The organism is uncultured Psychroserpens sp. (assembly GCF_947500255.1).
Classification (GTDB): Bacteria; Bacteroidota; Bacteroidia; order Flavobacteriales; family Flavobacteriaceae; genus Psychroserpens.
Genome location: NZ_CANMRL010000003.1, coordinates 108375 through 127666 on the forward strand (window position 1 = coordinate 108375; position 19292 = coordinate 127666).

At 33.0% G+C, this 19292-nt stretch carries 19 protein-coding genes; 12 read left to right on the plus strand and 7 right to left on the minus strand.

Features of this window, described 5'->3' with window-relative positions:
* Window positions 1–9 precede the first annotated feature (9 nt).
* The 9 genes from Q0783_RS09915 to Q0783_RS09955 all read left to right on the plus strand — a co-directional run bounded on the left by Q0783_RS09915 (window position 10) and on the right by Q0783_RS09955 (window position 10693).
* Complete coding sequence (locus tag Q0783_RS09915; RefSeq protein WP_298894767.1) at window positions 10–1800, plus strand: OstA-like protein; 1791 nt, start codon at window positions 10–12, stop codon at window positions 1798–1800.
* A complete protein-coding gene (locus tag Q0783_RS09920) occupies window positions 1800–2981 on the plus strand; it encodes an aspartate aminotransferase family protein (RefSeq protein WP_298894769.1) in 1182 nt (393 codons plus the stop codon). The genes Q0783_RS09915 and Q0783_RS09920 overlap by 1 nt, the downstream gene beginning before the upstream one ends.
* 168 nt (window positions 2982–3149) lie before the next feature.
* A complete protein-coding gene (locus Q0783_RS09925; RefSeq protein ID WP_298894771.1) occupies window positions 3150–4553 on the plus strand; it encodes a tetratricopeptide repeat protein in 1404 nt (467 codons plus the stop codon).
* A 98-nt stretch (window positions 4554–4651) separates the two neighbouring features.
* Window positions 4652–5620, plus strand: coding sequence for a DUF368 domain-containing protein (locus tag Q0783_RS09930; RefSeq protein ID WP_298894773.1), 969 nt, complete (start codon window positions 4652–4654; stop codon window positions 5618–5620).
* Complete coding sequence (locus tag Q0783_RS09935) at window positions 5620–6639, plus strand: DUF368 domain-containing protein (protein ID WP_298894775.1); 1020 nt, start codon at window positions 5620–5622, stop codon at window positions 6637–6639. The genes Q0783_RS09930 and Q0783_RS09935 overlap by 1 nt, the downstream gene beginning before the upstream one ends.
* Window positions 6632–7372 (plus strand): shikimate dehydrogenase, encoded by a 741-nt coding sequence (locus Q0783_RS09940; RefSeq protein ID WP_298894777.1) that lies wholly within the window; start codon window positions 6632–6634, stop codon window positions 7370–7372. Before Q0783_RS09935 ends, Q0783_RS09940 begins: the two co-directional genes overlap by 8 nt.
* A gap of 82 nt (window positions 7373–7454) precedes the next feature.
* Window positions 7455–9509: a DUF349 domain-containing protein gene (locus tag Q0783_RS09945; protein ID WP_298894779.1), complete on the plus strand. Its 2055-nt coding sequence runs from the start codon at window positions 7455–7457 to the stop codon at window positions 9507–9509.
* 143 nt (window positions 9510–9652) lie between these two features.
* On the plus strand, window positions 9653–10117 hold the full coding sequence (locus Q0783_RS09950) for a nuclear transport factor 2 family protein (RefSeq protein WP_298894781.1): 465 nt from the start codon (window positions 9653–9655) through the stop codon (window positions 10115–10117).
* A 162-nt stretch (window positions 10118–10279) separates the two neighbouring features.
* Window positions 10280–10693, plus strand: coding sequence for a DUF3052 domain-containing protein (locus tag Q0783_RS09955; RefSeq protein ID WP_298894783.1), 414 nt, complete (start codon window positions 10280–10282; stop codon window positions 10691–10693).
* Here Q0783_RS09955 and Q0783_RS09960 read toward each other — a convergent pair.
* From Q0783_RS09960 to Q0783_RS09990, 7 genes are all read right to left on the minus strand, one after another.
* Entirely contained in the window at window positions 10690–11487 is a 798-nt protein-coding gene (locus Q0783_RS09960) for a hypothetical protein (RefSeq protein ID WP_298894785.1), read from the minus strand. The two genes, Q0783_RS09955 and Q0783_RS09960, sit on opposite strands and share 4 nt — an antisense overlap.
* A 13-nt stretch (window positions 11488–11500) precedes the next feature.
* Window positions 11501–12049, minus strand: coding sequence for a 1-acyl-sn-glycerol-3-phosphate acyltransferase (locus Q0783_RS09965; RefSeq protein ID WP_298894787.1), 549 nt, complete (start codon window positions 12047–12049; stop codon window positions 11501–11503).
* A 1-nt stretch (window position 12050) separates the two neighbouring features.
* The gene (locus Q0783_RS09970; RefSeq protein ID WP_298761346.1) at window positions 12051–13133 is read right to left on the minus strand and encodes an iron-containing alcohol dehydrogenase family protein; all 1083 of its coding nucleotides are present in this window, start codon (window positions 13131–13133) and stop codon (window positions 12051–12053) included.
* 47 nt (window positions 13134–13180) lie between these two features.
* Complete coding sequence (locus tag Q0783_RS09975) at window positions 13181–13801, minus strand: CatA-like O-acetyltransferase (protein WP_298894789.1); 621 nt, start codon at window positions 13799–13801, stop codon at window positions 13181–13183.
* The gene (locus Q0783_RS09980; RefSeq protein WP_298895461.1) at window positions 13801–14505 is read right to left on the minus strand and encodes an HAD family hydrolase; all 705 of its coding nucleotides are present in this window, start codon (window positions 14503–14505) and stop codon (window positions 13801–13803) included. The genes Q0783_RS09975 and Q0783_RS09980 overlap by 1 nt, the downstream gene beginning before the upstream one ends.
* Window positions 14502–15233: a 3-deoxy-manno-octulosonate cytidylyltransferase gene (kdsB, locus tag Q0783_RS09985; protein WP_230935042.1), complete on the minus strand. Its 732-nt coding sequence runs from the start codon at window positions 15231–15233 to the stop codon at window positions 14502–14504. The genes Q0783_RS09980 and kdsB overlap by 4 nt, the downstream gene beginning before the upstream one ends.
* A 134-nt stretch (window positions 15234–15367) precedes the next feature.
* The gene (locus tag Q0783_RS09990) at window positions 15368–16795 is read right to left on the minus strand and encodes an AAA family ATPase (protein WP_298894792.1); all 1428 of its coding nucleotides are present in this window, start codon (window positions 16793–16795) and stop codon (window positions 15368–15370) included.
* 204 nt (window positions 16796–16999) lie between these two features.
* Here Q0783_RS09990 and Q0783_RS09995 point away from each other — a divergent pair, with 204 nt between their 5' ends.
* The 3 genes from Q0783_RS09995 to rsmD are packed head-to-tail and all read left to right on the plus strand — an operon-like array spanning window position 17000 to window position 19084.
* The gene (locus Q0783_RS09995) at window positions 17000–17743 is read left to right on the plus strand and encodes a hypothetical protein (RefSeq protein ID WP_298894794.1); all 744 of its coding nucleotides are present in this window, start codon (window positions 17000–17002) and stop codon (window positions 17741–17743) included.
* A gap of 1 nt (window position 17744) precedes the next feature.
* Window positions 17745–18551, plus strand: a complete 807-nt coding sequence (locus Q0783_RS10000; protein ID WP_298894796.1) for a DUF3822 family protein — start codon at window positions 17745–17747, stop codon at window positions 18549–18551.
* A complete protein-coding gene (gene rsmD, locus Q0783_RS10005; RefSeq protein ID WP_298894798.1) occupies window positions 18551–19084 on the plus strand; it encodes a 16S rRNA (guanine(966)-N(2))-methyltransferase RsmD in 534 nt (177 codons plus the stop codon). Before Q0783_RS10000 ends, rsmD begins: the two co-directional genes overlap by 1 nt.
* The last annotated feature ends 208 nt before the right edge of the window (window positions 19085–19292 follow it).

Consider the following 19292-nt stretch of genomic DNA (forward strand, 5'->3'; position numbering starts at 1 on the left):
CACATTGACTTGAATCTAATATTCAGATACATACTTATACTAGCAGGTTGTTTAGCAACAGCATATTCTTATTCTCAAGAATCAAAGAAAATTTTTATAGAATACTCTGGCTTTACGGTTAGAGATTCACTTTCTGGTCCTAACGTTACAACATTTGTACGTAGTGATCAAGGTCAAATTCATATTGTACACGAAGGTGTTGATATGTGGTGTGACAAAGCCATTTATTATCAAAATGAAGACTTTATTGAAGCTTTTAGCAATGTCGTTATCAAACAAGGTGACACCATTAATATGACTTCAAAATATGTAGAGTATAGTGGCATCACACAACTTGCCTTTGCTGCTGGTGATGTTGTGTTAACAGAACCACAATCGACACTTACAACAGATACCTTATATTTTGATAGAACGAAGCAACAAGCTTATTACAAGAGTATGGGTAAGGTTGTTAGGGACTCTTCGGGCACTATTACGAGTCAGATCGGTCGCTACTATTTGAATGAAAGTAAATATCGCTTTTATAAAGATGTAGTCCTTGTCAATCCAGAATATACACTAAATACAAATCAGCTAGATTTTTATTCGGAAACTGGACACGCTTATATGTATGGACCATCAACAATTGTTGGAGAAACGAGTAAAGTGTATTCTGAACGTGGGTTTTACGATACCAATAACGATGTTGGTTATTTTATAAAGAATTCGAAGATCGACTATGACAATCGAAGAGTCGAAGGTGATAGTTTATATTTTGATAGGACTAACAGTTTTGCGTCTGCAACAAATAATATTACGGTTACAGATACCATTAATAAGAGCATTGTTAAAGGGCATTATGCTGAAGTCTTTAGAGCCAAAGATTCTGTTTTTATAACCAAACGCGCACTAGCCATAACGGTTCAAGAACAAGATTCAATATATATACATGCCGACACCCTAATGGTGACTGGAAAACCTGAACATCGCATCACAAGAGCGTATTACAACGCTAAAATGTATAAAAGTGATATGAGTGGAAAAGCAGATTCCATTCATGCCGATCACAAAACTGGATTGACACAATTAATGAATTTAAAACGCTATTCTACTGGTGATGACTTTTCTGCAAAACGAAGACCTATACTCTGGAATCTTGGAAATCAAATGACGGGTGATTCTATTCATTTAATTTCAGATGTTGAAAAAGAAGAACTCGATTCTCTTAAAGTCTTCGATAATGCCTTTTTGATAAGCAAGGATACACTTGGTGATGGCTTCAATCAAATAAAAGGTCAGAAATTAATAGGATTGTTTAAGGATAATGAGCTCTATAATGTTGATATTATAAAGAATGCAGAAATTATTTTTTATACTCGAGACGACAAAGACACCTTAATTGGTATTAATAAATCGAAATCTGGAAGTATTAATCTTCAATTTGACGGACCTTATAAGATTATCACCTTGCTAAATCAAGTAGATGGTGACATATATCCAGAATCACAGTTTCCAGAGAATGCTCGAAAATTTAGAGGTTTTGATTGGAGAGGTGATGAACAACCCAAAAGCGTTGAAGATTTATTTAGTGATGACCCTCCCTTGGTTTTACCAGTAATTAAAGGATTAGAACCTTATGTTGAAGATGAAGAGTTTTTTGATGATGCTCTTATGAAACGTGTAGATACAGCAAAGAAAAAAGACAAGAGCAAAGAAAATAAAGCTAATAGGCAGATTCCCAAAAAGGACAGACTCAAAAAACAGTCTAAACCCTTAAAAAGCAAGTTACCTGTATATTCTAAAGCAAAGAAAGATAATTGATGAAAGAAGATTTCTTCAAATATCAAGCGCAAACAACTCCTCACCCTTTGGCCATGACCATATCACATGCCGAAGGCTCTTATATTTATGATACTAACCAAAAGGCATATTTAGATTTTGTTGCTGGTGTTTCTGCTTGTAGTTTAGGTCATAAGCATCCTAAAGTAGTTGAAGCCATAAAAACACAATTAGATAGTTATCTACACGTGATGGTTTATGGTGAGTATATTCAAGAACCTGCTGTTGAACTCGCAAAATTATTGGCAGCACACCTTCCGAAGAAGTTAGAAAAAACCTATTTAACCAATTCTGGTACAGAAGCTATTGAAGGTGCACTCAAATTAGCAAAACGTGTTACTGGACACAGTGAAATTGTAGCTGCACATCATGCCTATCATGGAAATACTATGGGCTCTATGAGCGTGATGGGCTTCGAAGAACGAAAACGTGTGTTCAGACCATTGGTTCCTGATGTACGTTTCATTCAATTTAATAATGAAGAAGAATTATCAAAAATTACTCATAAAACGGCTGCTGTCATTTTAGAAACGATTCAAGGTGGTGCAGGCTTTATTCTTCCTTTGAATAATTATTTAGAAAAAGTTCGCAAACGCTGTGATGATGTTGGTGCTTTATTAATATTAGATGAAATACAACCTGGGTTTGGACGTACAGGAAAACTTTTCGGATTTGAACATTACAACTGTGTACCAGATATATTAGTTACTGGAAAAGGCTTAGGAGGAGGTATGCCTATTGGTGCATTTACATCTTCGACAACATTTATGAATACATTACAAGATGCTCCTAAACTTGGTCATATTACCACATTTGGCGGTCATCCAGTGATAGCAGCTGCAGCGCTAGCCACAGTGAAAGAGATTACAGAGAGTAATCTCATAAAAGAAACTTTGGAAAAAGAGCAATTAATTCGTGAACATTTGCAACATGAATTAATTACAGAAATACGCGGACAAGGATTAATGCTAGCTGCTATGACACCATCTGCAGATGTCACAAATGAAGTGATTTTGAAGTGTCAAGACGAAGGATTAATCCTATTTTGGCTACTTTTTGAGCCATGCGCCATCCGAATTACACCACCTTTAACCATTTCAAAAGCTGAAATTATTAAAGGATGTAAGATCATAACTCAAGTTTTAGATTCTATTTCGGCATAATTTATGCTACTTCATTATTGTATTAAGTATTTGATTTTTAGAACCTAAAATCAACTAATCTTAACTACTACTCTACCTGTTAACTATTTTGTTGAAAACATTAAACCTAGATGTTAAAATTTTTAACTGATAAGAGTACTTTTATTTAACAAACAATGCTATTTGCTTATGGAGTTTGGTCTACCTCAAGACAACAACAATATTTCGCTTAATCGATTTGAATCTATGCTCAAGACTAATAATGTTTTGTTCTTTGATTCTGGAGAATTTGAAAACATTATACATCATTACCTTGAAACAGGTAAAATAGCTTTAGCAAAAAAAGCTGTAAAATTAGGCCTAGAACAACATCCCTCTTCCATAAATCTAAAATTATTTCAAACAGAACTTTATGTCTTAGAGAACAAGTTTGATGAAGCAGACAAGTTACTTGATGAACTTCATATTTTAGAACCTTCTAATGAAGAAATCTATATTCAAAAAGCCAATGTGCTTTCAAAGCAAGACGAACACGAAAAAGCAGTTCAAACCTTATTAATTGCACTAGACTTGTCTCAAGGTGATGAAGGTACTAGTGACCTATACGCATTAATTGGTATGGAGTATTTGTTTTTGGACCAGTTTCATAATGCAAGAACATATTTCAAAAAATGTTTGGAATTAGATCTAGAGGATTACTCAGCATTATATAATATTATTTATTGCTACGATTTTTTAGATGAAAATGAAGATGCCATTGTATTTTTAAATTCCTATTTAGATAAAAACCCATATTGTGAAGTGGCTTGGCACCAACTAGGACGACAGTATTTCACAATCAAAGATTATGACAAGGCATTAGCTGCTTTTGATTTTGCTATTATTTCAGATGATAGTTTTGTTGGTGCGTATTTAGAAAAGGGGAAAGTCTTAGAAAAGAAAAAATTATACCATGAAGCTATCGATAATTATAAAATCACTTTGGCGTTAGACGAGCCAACTTCATTTGCTTTGCTACGAATTGGATATTGTTATGAAAAGCTTGGAAATGATGATCTTGCAGTGCAGTATTTTTATAAAACAGTTCATGAAGATCCACTACTTGATAAAGGGTGGATCGCGATAACTAAATTTTATAATAAGAAACAGAATTATCAAAAAGCATTGTTTTACATCAATAAAGCCATAAATATAGATGGTGAAAATGTGGTGTATTGGAAGTTATACGCTCAAATAAATCAGCGTCTTAATTTTCTTGAAGAAGCCGAACGTGGTTATAAAAAGACATTAGATCTAGGTAATTACGAACTACAAACATGGTTGTCTAGGGCAGATATCCTTATTGCTCTGGGTGAATATGAAGCGTCTATTATTAATTTAATTCAAGCTGCTGAGTTCTATCCAGAGACTGCTGAGCTCGAATTTAGGCTAGCTGGATTAAATTTTACACTTAATCAAAACAGTAAAGGACATTATCATCTCAAAAATGCACTACTACTCAATCATGAGTACGAGTTCGTCTTAGAAGAATTATTTCCTAATGTTATGCACAGGCCTTCGGTAGTTGAAATGATTGCCAACGCCAAGAAATAAAAAGTCTTATTTCCGTTAGAACAACCCAAATCATTTTAGTTTTTGTCTGAAATTACTCATAGCTATTTCATACCTTTACCCTAGCGATTAAAAACAACATGCAAAGACAATTCAAAGATTACTTTCTTATTACATTTAAAGGCATTGCAATGGGAGCAGCAGATGTTGTTCCTGGAGTTTCTGGTGGTACCATAGCTTTTATTTCTGGTATTTATGAAGAACTTATTGAAAGTATAGACAATATCAACTTGAGTGTTTTCAAAACTTGGAAACAACAAGGATTTAAGACTGCTTGGAATTCTATAAACGGAACATTTCTACTCGCCTTATTTTCTGGAATCGCCATTAGTATTTTATCATTGGCAAAACTCATCAAGTATTTGTTACACAATGAACCCATACTATTGTGGTCATTTTTCTTTGGACTTGTTCTGGCAAGTATATTGTACATAGCAAAACAAATAAAAACATGGTCTCTACAGGTCGTTATAGCCATTATTATAACATCAATACTTTCGTATTTTATTACACTAGCCGAACCTTTTGCATCACCTGATAGTTCAATATACTTGTTGTTTTGTGGCTTTATAGCAATAATAGCCATGATCTTACCAGGAGTTTCTGGTGCGTTTATATTACTTATTCTTGGCGCTTATGAAACTGCAATAAATACAGTTAACAATCTTTTAGAAGGATTGTCTACTGGAAATTTCGATCTACTAAAAGATGCTTTGCTAAAATTCTTTTTACTAGGCATTGGAGCTATTGTTGGACTGAAAGTGTTTTCGAAGTTGCTCAACTGGATGTTTAAGCACAAAAAAAACCTGACTTTGGCTATCCTCACTGGATTTATGGTTGGTTCTCTAAATAAAATATGGCCTTGGAAAGAAGTTCTTAAAACACGTATTAATTCTGAAGGCCTAGAGGTTACTGTGTTAGATAAAAGCATTTTACCTACCTCTTATATAGGAGACAACCAAATTGTTCTTGCGTTAGTTTTAGTTATATTGGGATTTGCCACCATTCTAATTCTTGAAAGTTTAGGACATAAAAAGTCAACTGTTTAATGGAAAGCACTAGAACGCTAAAAGATAAGATTTTCCTAGTCATTAAAGGATTAGGCATGGGAGCTGCGAATAAAGTTCCTGGTGTTTCTGGTGGTGTTGTAGCCTTTGTTGCTGGCTTTTATGAAGAATTTATTTATTCGCTACAACGTGTAAATAAAACAGCCTTCAAATTGTTATTTAATGGTCGATTTAATAGCTTTTATCGCTATATCAATGGAAAATTCTTAGGCCTACTGTTCTTTGGAATGATCGTTAGCTATTTCAGTGTTTCTAAGATCCTAGACTATTTCCTACAAAATTATGAATTGTATGTCTGGAGTTTATTCTTCGGAATGATCGTAGGCTCTATATACTATATCAATAAGGATTTTAAAGATTGGAATTATAAAAGTATTCTTTCGCTTATTATTGGCATTGCTCTTGGAATCGCCATTAGCTTTTTAGATCCCGCAAAAGAAAATGACAATTTAATTTTTGTCTTTTTCTGTGGAATTATAAGTGTATCTGGAATGACACTTCCCGGATTTTCTGGTTCATTCATTCTTATTATATTAGGAAATTATGTCTTATTGCTTGTAGACTCTGTGAATGCGCTTTACGATACCTTTGCCGAGTTAATTACAGGCGATTTTAGTTTTGTTGAAAATGCAATGCGTGTGAGGTTACTCAAAGTATTAGGTATGTTTACCTTAGGATCTGTAACAGGTTTAGTCACTTTTTCTCATCTATTGAGTTATGTACTAAAACACTATAAAAGCATTACTACGGCATCTATTATTGGTTTTATAGTAGGGTCATTAGGTGTGGTATGGCCATGGAAAAAAACCATATTCAAAACACAAGAAGATGGTAGTTTCTTATTAGATTCTAATGGAGGAAAGATTATTTCAAATTATGAACGCTTCTTACCAGATTTTAATACAGAAACCTATTTTGCCATTGGTTATATTATTTTAGGAATTTTAGTCGTGCTCGCTCTAGAATGGTACGGCCAACGTACAAATAAAGCGTATGTCTAGATTAGGATTGTTAGGACGGCATATCTCATACTCATTTTCCCAAGAGTATTTTTCTCAGAAATTTGAAGCCCTTCAATTGGCTTTTACGTATGAGAATTTTGACTTAGAGCATATCTCCGAATTACCACAATTATTAAAACACAATCCTAATATCAAAGGACTCAACGTAACCATTCCTTACAAAGAAGAGGTTATTCCTTATTTAGATGCTCTAGATAAAAAAGCAAAAAAAATAGGAGCGGTCAATACCATCACCATAAACTCCAAAGGAAAACTAAAAGGCTACAATACAGATTGTTACGGTTTTAAAAAATCTATAAAACCTTTTCTTAAATCACATCATAAAAAAGCACTAATACTTGGTACTGGAGGTGCTTCGAAAGCTATAGCATACACTTTCAAAAAATTAAATATTAAGTATGATTATGTATCTCGATCAAAAAAAGAAGGTGTTAAATTCACCTATGACAATTTAGATTTAGATACGATAAAAAACTACACAATTATTATTAATTGCACACCAATTGGAACACATCCTAATGTAAACTCATGTCCAGATATTCCATATGATGGGATTACCGCTAAACACCTACTCTACGATCTAATTTACAATCCTGATGAAACCAAGTTTTTAAAAACGGGTAAGCTTCAAGGAGCACGTACAGTTAATGGATATCAAATGTTAGTTTTTCAAGCTGAAAAAGCATGGAAAATATGGAAATCTACCTTCTAAAAAGAATATCATTAACAGACTTCTTTTTGTAAATCAGTCGCTTGGTTGTATATTAGCCTTCTAATACGTAAAACATTGAAAAATGTCTGAGAATGATAACCTGCAAGAAGCAGATGGAAAAACTGAATTAAAAACTACTGAAGTACCTCAAACACCTGAAAAACAGCAACCTTCAGAGCTGCCTATTTTCGAAGACCCAAAAGAAGCACCTAAAGAATCTACTGAAGATGCTACTAAAGCAGAAGTTGGAGAAATCGAAACACCTTCAGAAACTAGTGAAGAATCAACTAGTGAAGCTTCAAAAGAAACGACCGAAGTTGTTGCCGAGGATACGATTAAAGCTGATGCACATGTAGAGGAAATTGAAGAGGCCAATGCTGAAGATGCTGAAGATGAAGAAAATGCTGAACGCCATGAGCTAGAATCTAAAGACTACCATTCAATGTCTATGGAACAGCTCACTATAGAGTTTGAACATCTTATAGATAACCATAAAATTCAAAATATAAAAACCCAAGTTGATGAGATTAAATCAGAATTCAATTCTAAATTTGATGCATTGCTTGATGAGAAAAAAGAAGAGTTTATCAACGAAGGTGGAAATGAAATTGATTTCTACTACTCCTCTCCTGTAAAAAAGCGTTTTAATAATGCATTTAAAACGTATAGAAATAGTTTAACTGCTTACTATAAAGAGCGTGAAAACAATTTAAAGGCAAATCTTGAAAGACGACTTGCTATTATTGAGGAAATTAAAGGCCTAGTAAACGCCGAGGAAAATATTAATACAACCTATAAGCATTTCAAAGACCTTCAGGAACAATGGCGTAATGCCGGACCTATTCCTAGAGATCGATATAATAATGCCTGGAACTCTTACCACCATCATGTTGAGATTTTTTATGACGTATTGCACCTCAATCGGGATTTACGTGATATGGACTTTAAGCACAATCTCGAGCAAAAAACTAAAATTATTGAACGTGCTGAAGAATTAGCAAAAGATGATAATATCAACCGCTCATTTAGAGAATTGCAAGTCCTTCATAAATTATGGAAAGAAGATTTAGGTCCTGTAGCAAGAGAACATCGCGATGAGATATGGGAACGTTTTAGTAACGCAACTAAAACTATTCATGACAAACGTCAAGTTTATTATGCCGATTTAGATAAAGCAAGAGAAAAAAATCTGGAACGCAAAGAAGATATTATTTCAAAAATTGAAGAAGTTGCTGCAGATACAACTAATTCTCATCAAGCTTGGCAGAAGAAAATAAAAGCTATTGAAGCGTTAAGAGAAAACTTTTTTAATGCAGGTAGAGTGCCTCAAAAAATGAATGAAGCCACTTGGTCAAAATTTAAAGGCGCTGTTAGAACATTTAATAGAAATAAAAATGCCTTCTATAAGAACCTTAAAAAAGATCAATACGAGAATCTAGAAAAAAAGAAAGCTTTAATTCAAATTGCACTAGATAATAAGGACAATGAAGATTTTTCAGCCACGACACCTCTAATGAAAAAAATACAGAGCGACTGGAAAAAAATTGGACATGTACCGAGACGTGATAGTGACAAAATATGGAAAGAGTTTAAAGCCGCTTGTAATTCTTATTTTGATAGACTAAATGCTGAACGTAATGAAGCTAATAAGGAATTAATGGTTGCTTATGAACAAAAATCGGCAATGCTAGAAGAGCTTAAGACTCTTGAATTATCTGGTAAACCTGAGAAAGATATACAAACGATTAAGGAAAAAATTGCGGCTTGGAAAGCTATCGGACACGTACCGTCTAACAAACGTTATATAGATGGAAAATTTAATAAAACATTGGACGGATTATTTGGTAAGCTAGATATGGACAAGGCAAAGCTGGAAATGATCAAATTTGAAAATAAATTAGAAAATCTTGCACAGCCAAACGATACACGATTACTCGATAATGAACAGAATTTTATTAGAAAGAGAATTTCAGAAATAAAAGGAGAAATTAATCAACTGGAAAATAATATGCAGTTTTTCTCAAATGTAGATGAAACGAATCCTTTGGTAAAAGATGTGATTAAAAATATTGAAAAACATAAACAAGGGCTTTCGGTTTGGCAAGAGAAGCTTAAAAAGGTTAAGAGCATGTATTAAGCTAATATAGCCTAAACTATAAGAGACCATTTGCTTAATTGTACAGATGGTCTTTTCTTTTTATAAATTCCTTACTCTAATTTTTATATATACCCATCTCAATGAGTTTGGGTTTTATACATAATAATCACTAAATTTAAAACATGGACGCACTTATAGAAAAATTTTATAAAGCCTTTAACGAGTTAGATTCTGAAACCATGGTGTCATGCTATCATGACGATATTATTTTTGAAGACCCAGCATTTGGTGTTTTAAAAGGTGAACATGCAGGCAATATGTGGCGTATGCTTTGTGCCTCACAACAAGGAAAGGAATTTAGAGTTACGTTTTCTAATATTAATTCTGATAACGGAAAAGGTAACGCCAAGTGGGAAGCCTTTTATAATTTTAGCAAAACAGGACGTAAAGTTCACAATATTATTTCGGCAACTTTTGAATTTAAAGACGATAAAATTATTAAACATACCGATCAATTTAACTTACATAGATGGGCCAAACAAGCTATGGGATTTAAAGGGTTACTATTAGGCGGAACTGGTTTTTTTAGAAAAAAACTGAACCAACAAACTAATCATTTATTAAGCAAGTTTGAGAAAAACCTATAAAAAACAAAAAAGCTATTTAAGATGGTCTTAAATAGCTTTTGTAATAATCAATATCTGTTTCTTTTTAGAGACTAATAGCTTACTTTATGTTTCAGTATTTGATTACACTTTATGAATTGCAAAATGTGTGCCAAAACGATAATATTTATATAAATAATTAGCATGAATTCTGGATATTCAAAAACACCATTAGCAAAAAAATTAGGTATAAAATCTGGATACACTTTTTTACTATATAATGCTCCAAATCAATACTTTAACTTATTTGAAGACTTGCCAGATGACATCCACGAGCTCACTGAAGCAAGCGAAAAATCTGCAGACTTCATTCATGTGTTTTGTACAACTCTTGAAGATTTAAATAAGGTCATTGATCATTACAAACCTGCATTAAAAATTAACGGTTTGCTTTGGGTAAGTTGGCCTAAAGGAAGTAGTAAAATAGAAACTAATCTAAAGCGCGAGCCAATTAGAGATTTAATTCTGAATAAAGGTCTTGTCGATATAAAAGTTGCTGCTATAGATGCAGATTGGAGTGGATTAAAATTTGTGTACAGACTAAAAGATAGAAGCTAATCTACATATTCACAATTAGTATCATCATCAAAAACACCTTCGGTATCACAAACTTTGATAAGCTTTCCATTTTTGTAATGCTTACGCTTAGAATATTTTCGATTGTCCATATACATTTCTTCCTTTATGAGGCCATTACTGTCATAACGCACATTGGCTAGACCCGAAAACGGTTCGCCATCAATATAGATAAGCCTTGAGGCAAGTTTTCTACCCTTTCGATAAGTCACATGAACACCTTGCTTTAAACCATAGATATCAATAAAATTTATAGTATCATTATCAATAATTTTGTACGTTGGTTGTTCTCTAACAATTTTATATTTATGCTTTGTTTCAGTTATTCTTTTACCATTTAATGTGATGATCTTCGGTTGTTTTTTAAAACCTTCAATTTTATACGTTAATTCATATGCACAATCGCATTCTACCAACGCCTCTGTATACACGTCAATAACTTCTGTAATAGAATCGTTTATCTTTCTGGTTTCAGTACTATGGATTCTAACACCATGATAAATTAAATCTAATGTATCTCCAGAAATAGAAATGGCTCCTTCTTCTGTTCGCTCACAATTATCTACAACAAATATTTTACACACTAACAAAGAATCAGAAAAACGTTGTTCAAGAATTCGATTTTGTATCCTACGCATATTTTTAAAATAGACGTCTTTACACTCGCTACTAGTATAAGCAGCTAATTGAGGTGATTCATCTTTAGTAGAACAATTCAAAAATGCAAAGCAAAATCCAAAGCAAATGATTTTGTGGATAGGAAAGGATAATTTCATGTTTGAAGTTTATCTATGAGTACTCAGGCTTTTTTCCAACAACACCTTTATAAAAAGCCTTCATAAAGGCAAAATCTGCTTCAACATTATCTGTCGGAAAAAACGGGTCTGAAATATGATTTTGCTTATTCTTAAAATCTAAAGTAAACATGATAATTGGCACTTGAGCTGCTTTAGCTATATAGTAAAACCCTGTTTTCCATTCGTTTACTTTTTTCCTCGTACCTTCTGGAGCCAATGCTAATCTAAATTCGTCTTTATCTTCAAAAAGTTTCGCTATAGCATCAACCTTGTTTTGTCCTGATGTTCGGTCTAATGCTGCACCTCCAACTGCTCTAAAATACCAACCAAATGGCCATTTAAATAGTTCTTTTTTTGCAACAAAATTAGTTTTAACATTAGTTACTTTCCGAAGCAAAATACCAATAATGAAGTCGTACCAACTGGTATGCGGAACAGCTATGATCACTGCTTTTTTAATCGTGTCTTTTGAAAAATTGGTATTGCCAGTGACTTTCCATCCCCAAATTTTAAAATAGATAAGTCGAGCTAGCCATCGCATATTACATTTTTTGATAAAGTGCTTTGAGTTTATTTCTGGTAATAACTTGTTTCCAATTTTTACCAATGGCGTTTTCCCAAAGTGGTTCTAAACTCAAGGCCACGTCAATCATAGTGTCAAATTCGTCATCATGAAGATCAGCACAAATTCCTTGAGGAATTTTTATGTTGTGTTTTTTTCTCATGGCTTTATACAAAGCCACACCTTCAGGATAATAGTCTTCTAAATGTTCAAAAACAATACAATTTCCAACACCATGCTTAATACCCAACAAATAGCCCAGTCCATAACTCATTGCATGCGCTACACCTACTTGAGAATAGGCAATACTCATACCTCCATGCCACGATGCCATCATAAGTTTATCTGCAGATTCTTCATCAGATAAGTTATCTTCAATAAATATTTCTTTACAGAGTTCTAAGGCTTTCTCACCATAACTTTTACTAAAAGCATTAAGATAGGTTCCATTTAAAGACTCAATACAATGCACAAAACAATCCATTCCTGTATAAAACCATTGATCTTTTGGAACATCTTTAGTTAATTCTGGATCTAAAATAACTTGATCAAAAGGTGTGTAATCACTATTAATACCAAGTTTGCGTTCTGGTCCAGTTAATATAGTCGTACGTGACACTTCTGCTCCTGTACCAGATATAGTTGGAATACCTACGTGATAAATAGCTGGATTCTTAACCAAGTCCCAGCCTTGATAATTTTTTGCCTCACCTTCGTTAGTAAGCATGATTGCTACAGCTTTGGCAAGATCCAAAATCGTACCTCCACCAATACCAATAATACCAGAAGGTCTATCCTTATGAGTAAGGATGATGCTCTCCACCAATTCATCAACTTGAGATGTTTTAGGTTCGTGCTCAGCAGAAATATATAAAAGTTGGTCATCGTAGGCTAAAGGAATTCTAGACGTTAAATCGGAATTACCTTTGAATACATCATCGACCAAAAATATAAATGGTGCTTTTCTATTCAAGCGCTCAGGTGCTATAATATCACCTAACTGATTAAAACTGCCTCGTCCAAAGACAACTCTGGACACCATTGGATAATTTTTATAATTCATTTATTCGTCTTCGTGTAACAAAAATAAAAACATAGTTGGATTTATCTTTACTTATTTAAATAATGTTGGAATTTTTCAGAAAATAATCCAACATGATAACCATCTACTAAAGCGTGATTTACATGTATAGATACGTTCATCATAATTTTTCCGTCCTGTTGATTCTCAATTTTACTAAAGGCTAATTTTGGAACAGACTCCATTGCACCAGACACAGGTTCTTTATGTCCTGAAAAATTCACCCAAGGCAATGCAGAACAATGTACACAGGACAAATCATTTCGCTCTGGAAATAACTCATTTGAATGCTCTATTCTTTTTTTCTCTTTATCTAAATTGATTAAAAATTCTTCTAATTTATTATCAAACTCTATGTATGAGCATCCAAAGGTTTTATTGGTTCTCATTATTGTAGCTGATGCATTAATTGTATCGTACTGAACAATATCGCCATTTTCAACCCTAAGTTTTAACTCGTCTACATCATTTATCGCTTTCATACAATCATGCAAATATTTTCCGAAGAAGGATATTTGATTTGATTTAGCAAACCGATAAGCTTCACTAACATCAAAAGGAATCACCACACCAAAATAAGGGTCTGTAAACTTACTAAAATGCTCATAATGTGCTTGACGCTTCCAAGTATCTAGATCTATAACTTTCATTAATTTAAAATGGTTTTTAAATCTGATAAACTAGATATTGTTTTGTAGTCTTTCTGCTTTGTATCTTGATCGTTAACTTGTTCATGTAACCAAGTGGTATGAAAAGGCACATGTACAGCTTTTGCTTTCAAATTTACGAGTGGTAAAATATCCGATTTCAATGAATTACCCACCATCAAGAACTCAGAAGGGTTTATATCCAAATGATTTAGCAATTTTGAATAATTCATTTCTTTTTTATCACTTAATACTTCAATATGGTGAAAATAAGAACTCAAATTTGATTTTTCAAGCTTACGTTCTTGATCGAGTAAATCACCTTTTGTAACTAGGATTAATCGATAGTCTAGAGACAAGGTTTTTAACGTCTCTTCAACGCCATCCAACAGCTCTACAGGCTTGTTTAACATGTCCTTACCAATAGCTAATATTTTTTCTATAGTATCATTAGACACTGAGCCGTTAGATAACTCAATCGCAGATTCTACCATAGACAATACAAAGCCTTTAACACCATATCCATATAATGATAGGTTGTCCATTTCCTTTTTAAACAGTTCTTGATCAATTTTGTTGGCTGTTTCATAAGGTGCCATGAGTTTTGCAAATTCTAATTCGGCATCACGAAAATAGGTTTCATTTACCCATAATGTATCGTCTGCGTCAAATCCGATGACTTTAATATGTTGGTATTCTGTGTTCAATTTTTCCAAAGTTTTTTTGCGCGTTCTAAATCTTCAGGCGTATCTATTTCTACGCCTTCAACTGTGGTCTCAACCATTTTAATACGCTTTCCGTACTCTAAATATCTAATACATTCAATCTTTTCAGTAGCTTCTATAAATTGCATTGGTAATGTATAGAAGTCCAATAAAGCATCTTTTCGAAATGCATAAATCCCTTTATGTTTGAAATAGCGAGCTCCAGCTTCCTTATCTCTCGGAAAAGGAATTGGACTTCTTGAAAAGTATAGCGCAAAATTATTTTGATCGACGATAACCTTAACAGTATTGGGGTTATTAATTTCATCCCAATCATGAATTTCAACCATAAGTGATGCTAAATCAATTTCTTTTTGATGATCATCTTTAAATACGCCAAGCACTTTCTCTAAACTTTCGCGTTCAGTAAAAGGTTCATCTCCTTGCACATTTACGACAATATCAACATCTAAATTCTCAACAGCTTCGGCAATACGATCACTACCTGATTCGTGTTCTTTTTGGCTCATGATGGCTTTTCCTCCGTTATTAACGATCTCATCATAAATAGTTTCGCTATCTGTTACCACATAAACATCATCAAATAAATCTGTAGCAACAGTAGCCTCATAAGTTCTTAAAATAACTGTCTTTCCTGCAAGATTTTGCATAAGCTTCCCTGGAAATCGAGATGCACTATAGCGTGCAGGTATCATAGATATTATCTTCATTTGACCGAAATAGGTTGAATATCAAAAATAAAACTTTTATGTGATTTTGGTCCTACTTCTTTTAATCTTTTTATAAACTAAAATAAGTTCTCCCTAAGCTGGTGATATTATATATATTGACAGCATTAAAATTTCTATGCGTCTTCAAAAAATTCATCTTTAAAACCAATGAGGTAGAGTTTCTCTTTAGCTCTAGTTACAGCTGTATACAACCATCTCATATAATCCCTATCAACACCGTTTGGCAAATAGGGTTGCTCTACAAAAATAGTGTGCCATTGTCCTCCTTGAGATTTATGACAGGTAATAGCATAAGAGAACTTAACCTGCAAGGCATTAAAGTGCTTATTGCCTTTTATCTTTAAAAATTTCTTATAGTTTGATGTTTCATCTTCATAATCTTTTTGAACTTCTTGGTATAATCTGTTACTGTCTTCATAAGTAAGTGATGGTGTTTCGGCTTCTATGGTATCTAAAAGCAAAACGGTTTCAAACGGACGCATTTTTGGATAGTCGACCATTTGCACTTTGACTTCAGCAAATCGAAAATCATAAAGCGTGATAATTGAGAAGATTTCTAAAACTTGAATGATATCGCCATTAGCTATAAACCCAGCTTCGGTAGTCGGTTTGATCCAAAAGTAATTATTTTTCACAACCATTAAAAAATCACCAACTGTCAATTCATTTTCGTTAAATAAAATCCTATTTCTAATTTGTTGATTGTAAAGATTAGCACGCTTATTACTTCTTACAATAATAGCTGTATCATCATGGCCATGCTCACTATAAGAATCATTTATGGCATCCATGATTTCGTGTCCGTCAATTAACCTAACAATATCAGTAAAGCCATTAATATTAAATTTAAAAGACTCGTAAAACTCGTGTTCTAAAACTTCTCGGATGCGTGTGGCATTATTTAAGATTCCTGAATCTTGGTTTTGTCTAACAACTTCATCCAACTCAATAGAAGTTACTCTTTTGTTATAATTTAAATCGAGTTTATCTTGATTTAGTGCTGGTGACAGATCCGATTTTACTGGAGGCAATTGTGCCTTATCTCCTATCAATAAGAGTTTACATTTATGTCCAGAATACACATATTGAATAAGGTCATCTAGCAATGATGTACTCTCAAAGTTTTTAGAATCTGCGGGTGTATCAGGAATCATTGAAGCTTCGTCAACAATAAAGATTGTATTTCGATGCTTGTTAGGCTGCATAACAAATTTCACGCCTCCTCCTCTATCTTTCTTTGGGAAGTATATTTTTTTATGAATTGTGAATGCCTCTTTTTTTGAATAATTCGAGATTACTTTTGCTGCTCTACCTGTTGGAGCCATTAAAACTGCACTTTTTTTAGTTTCCCATAAATTGGAAACTAAAGCACCAATAATACTCGTTTTTCCGGTTCCAGCAAACCCTTTTAAAAGATATAAAGCATTGGGAGAATTATCAAAAACGAATTGTGATAATTGCTCTAATGCTACTGTTTGTTTCATAGTAGGCTCGAAAGGAAACTTATGAATTAGTAATTTATAAAAATCTGATGCAGTCATCTATGTAATTGAAATCCAAATAAAAACGCAAGATATGATTTAAAACATAATAATTTTATGGGATTACATGGCAAAATTTGTTATATAATATGAAAGTAATTTTATATCTTTCACCTTTAATTGAATTTTCTCTACAATATTTTAACGAACAAAAAAAAATTGTAGATTTGCGTAACTCCTAAAAACAATATAAAAAAACTAACTATGTTAAAAGTAATTCTTGTAGTTGTAGGCCTTATTTTACTTACAATTGGTATCGTTTGGTTAATCGATAAATTTGTACCCAAAAAATTAAAACCTATATTAAATATAGTTCTTTGGGCGTTGATCGTCTTTTTAGGGTATCTTACTTTCATGTCGGTGTACGGCGAAATTAAGTTTAACAAACTTAAAGAAGAGCGTTACAGATCAGTTATAGCAAAATTAATTGATATTAGAGATGCACAATTAGCGCATCGAACAGTAAATAAAAATTTTGCTGGAAACTTTGATGATTTAATCAAGTTTGTAGATACAGCTCAATTTACGATTACACAAAGACGTGACTCTACTATTTTAGATGAAGAATTAACGCGTCGTTTTGGTGGAGTTGAAACATATAAAGATATAGTTCTTATCGACACCTTAGATTTCGTATCGGTTAGAGATTCTTTATTTGGTGATGATCCTCGTTACAAGACCATGATGAATCTTCCTGAAGGTGTTGGTCCTGCTGGTGCTAAATTTAAGCTTGAAGCAGGAAAACTTGATGATACTGGTATTGCAATATTTGAAGCATCTGTAACAAAAGATGTTATTTTACATGACCAAGAAAAAAATCTAGTAGAAAAAGAAAAAGAAGTAATGTCTGTTGACGGCGTAAGAGGACCAAAATTACAAGTAGGTTCTATGCAGGAAGATGTTACCAAAGGGAACTGGCCTAAAAACCTTATAACCAAAAAAGAGTAAATTGAAACAAAATAGTATAAAAGCACTGTCCATTCAAATTCGTTTGAGTGGACTTTCTTTTTGCATTCTAAATCGTACAACTAATACTATTGAGTTATTAAAACATGTTCATTTAGAAAAAAAGGCTACACCTTTTGAACTTCTTAACGATTTAAAAGTCATTATAGAGTCCAACTCTGATTTTGAACAAGCTTTTGATTCTATAACTTGCATCTATCAAAATGAACTATCCTGCCTTGTGCCAGAAGCTATATTTGACGAAAAGAATCTAGCAGACTATCTAAAATTTAATGCCAAAATATTACAAACAGATTTCATAAGTTTTGATCGTTTACCAACTAATGAGAGTGTTAATATTTATGTGCCTTTAGTAAATATTAATAATTACATTTTTGATACATTTGGAAGCTTCGTTTATAAGCATTCTTCTACGATACTTATAGAAACTTTACTTCAACTCGCCGAATCGAATGAAGAACAAATGCATATCAATGTAAACTCCTCTACTTTTGAAGTACTTTATATTAAAGATGGAAAGTTAAGATTCTACAATACTTTTGAGTACCATACTAAAGAAGACTTTATTTATTATATCTTATTTAGTATTGAGCAGCTTAAACTTAACCCAGAAGTGTTGAAAACAGTGATATCTGGTCAGATTGAAAATGGAGATGATTATTATAATATATTGTATAAGTATATTAGATTCGTGGACTTTTTGAAACCACATCATAACTATATAAATGGTGCAAACGTTGAGTCTGGCTCAGATCATAACAATCTAATCATTCTAAATAGTTTTAGCTAATGCGAATTATATCTGGTCAATATAAAGGACGTCGAATAACTGCTCCCAAAAAGCTACCTGTAAGACCTACAACAGATATGGCAAAAGAATCGTTGTTCAACATCTTGAATAATCAGTTTTATTTTGATGAGATATCTGTATTAGATTTGTTTGCTGGAACAGGAAACATTAGCTACGAATTTGCTTCTCGAGGGACAGAACGCATTACAGCCGTTGATGAGAATTATGGCTGCATCAAATTCATTAATGAGACTGCTGAGAGTTTCGAAATGAACATTTCTACAATTAAAAGTGATGTCTTCAAATTTTTAGAAAAAAGCCAGCAACAAAACACAATTATTTTTGCCGACCCTCCATATGACTTTCCAATTGAAGCATTTGCAAATATCCCACAATTAGTTTTTCAAAATGACCTGTTAGAAGACGATGGTTTATTAATAGTTGAGCATTCAAAACATACCGATTTATCTCACCTAGAACATTACTCGCACTCAAAAAGTTATGGTGGCAACATGTTCAGTTTTTTCGAGTAAATCTACCTGTTTTTGTATTTGAGTAATTCCTCTCTAGAATATAAGCGCATTCTTACATTTATTTGTAGTATAAATCCTAATAATATTTTTTAACTATATTATATACCTCACTTCTGAGTTAAGACTCAATTTACTACTTATCTTATTGTCCTCCGATTTACAGTTGAATTACCGTGTTATGATTAATTAACGGCTATTAATGCATTCA

What these genes read in the sequence shown, in the direction of transcription:
- Q0783_RS09990 (WP_298894792.1), bottom strand. Translation starts at nt 16,795, where the DNA reads ATGACTGCATCAGATTTTTATAAATTACTAATTCATAAGTTTCCTTTC.
- Q0783_RS09925 (WP_298894771.1), top strand. Translation starts at nt 3,150, where the DNA reads ATGGAGTTTGGTCTACCTCAAGACAACAACAATATTTCGCTTAATCGA.
- Q0783_RS09940 (WP_298894777.1), top strand. Translation starts at nt 6,632, where the DNA reads ATGTCTAGATTAGGATTGTTAGGACGGCATATCTCATACTCATTTTCC.
- Q0783_RS09975 (WP_298894789.1), bottom strand. Translation starts at nt 13,801, where the DNA reads ATGAAAGTTATAGATCTAGATACTTGGAAGCGTCAAGCACATTATGAG.
- Q0783_RS09960 (WP_298894785.1), bottom strand. Translation starts at nt 11,487, where the DNA reads ATGAAATTATCCTTTCCTATCCACAAAATCATTTGCTTTGGATTTTGC.
- Q0783_RS09955 (WP_298894783.1), top strand. Translation starts at nt 10,280, where the DNA reads ATGAATTCTGGATATTCAAAAACACCATTAGCAAAAAAATTAGGTATA.
- Q0783_RS09935 (WP_298894775.1), top strand. Translation starts at nt 5,620, where the DNA reads ATGGAAAGCACTAGAACGCTAAAAGATAAGATTTTCCTAGTCATTAAA.
- Q0783_RS09950 (WP_298894781.1), top strand. Translation starts at nt 9,653, where the DNA reads ATGGACGCACTTATAGAAAAATTTTATAAAGCCTTTAACGAGTTAGAT.
- kdsB (WP_230935042.1), bottom strand. Translation starts at nt 15,233, where the DNA reads ATGAAGATAATATCTATGATACCTGCACGCTATAGTGCATCTCGATTT.
- Q0783_RS09930 (WP_298894773.1), top strand. Translation starts at nt 4,652, where the DNA reads ATGCAAAGACAATTCAAAGATTACTTTCTTATTACATTTAAAGGCATT.
- Q0783_RS09920 (WP_298894769.1), top strand. Translation starts at nt 1,800, where the DNA reads ATGAAAGAAGATTTCTTCAAATATCAAGCGCAAACAACTCCTCACCCT.
- rsmD (WP_298894798.1), top strand. Translation starts at nt 18,551, where the DNA reads ATGCGAATTATATCTGGTCAATATAAAGGACGTCGAATAACTGCTCCC.
- Q0783_RS09970 (WP_298761346.1), bottom strand. Translation starts at nt 13,133, where the DNA reads ATGAATTATAAAAATTATCCAATGGTGTCCAGAGTTGTCTTTGGACGA.
- Q0783_RS09945 (WP_298894779.1), top strand. Translation starts at nt 7,455, where the DNA reads ATGTCTGAGAATGATAACCTGCAAGAAGCAGATGGAAAAACTGAATTA.
- Q0783_RS09965 (WP_298894787.1), bottom strand. Translation starts at nt 12,049, where the DNA reads ATGCGATGGCTAGCTCGACTTATCTATTTTAAAATTTGGGGATGGAAA.
- Q0783_RS09995 (WP_298894794.1), top strand. Translation starts at nt 17,000, where the DNA reads ATGTTAAAAGTAATTCTTGTAGTTGTAGGCCTTATTTTACTTACAATT.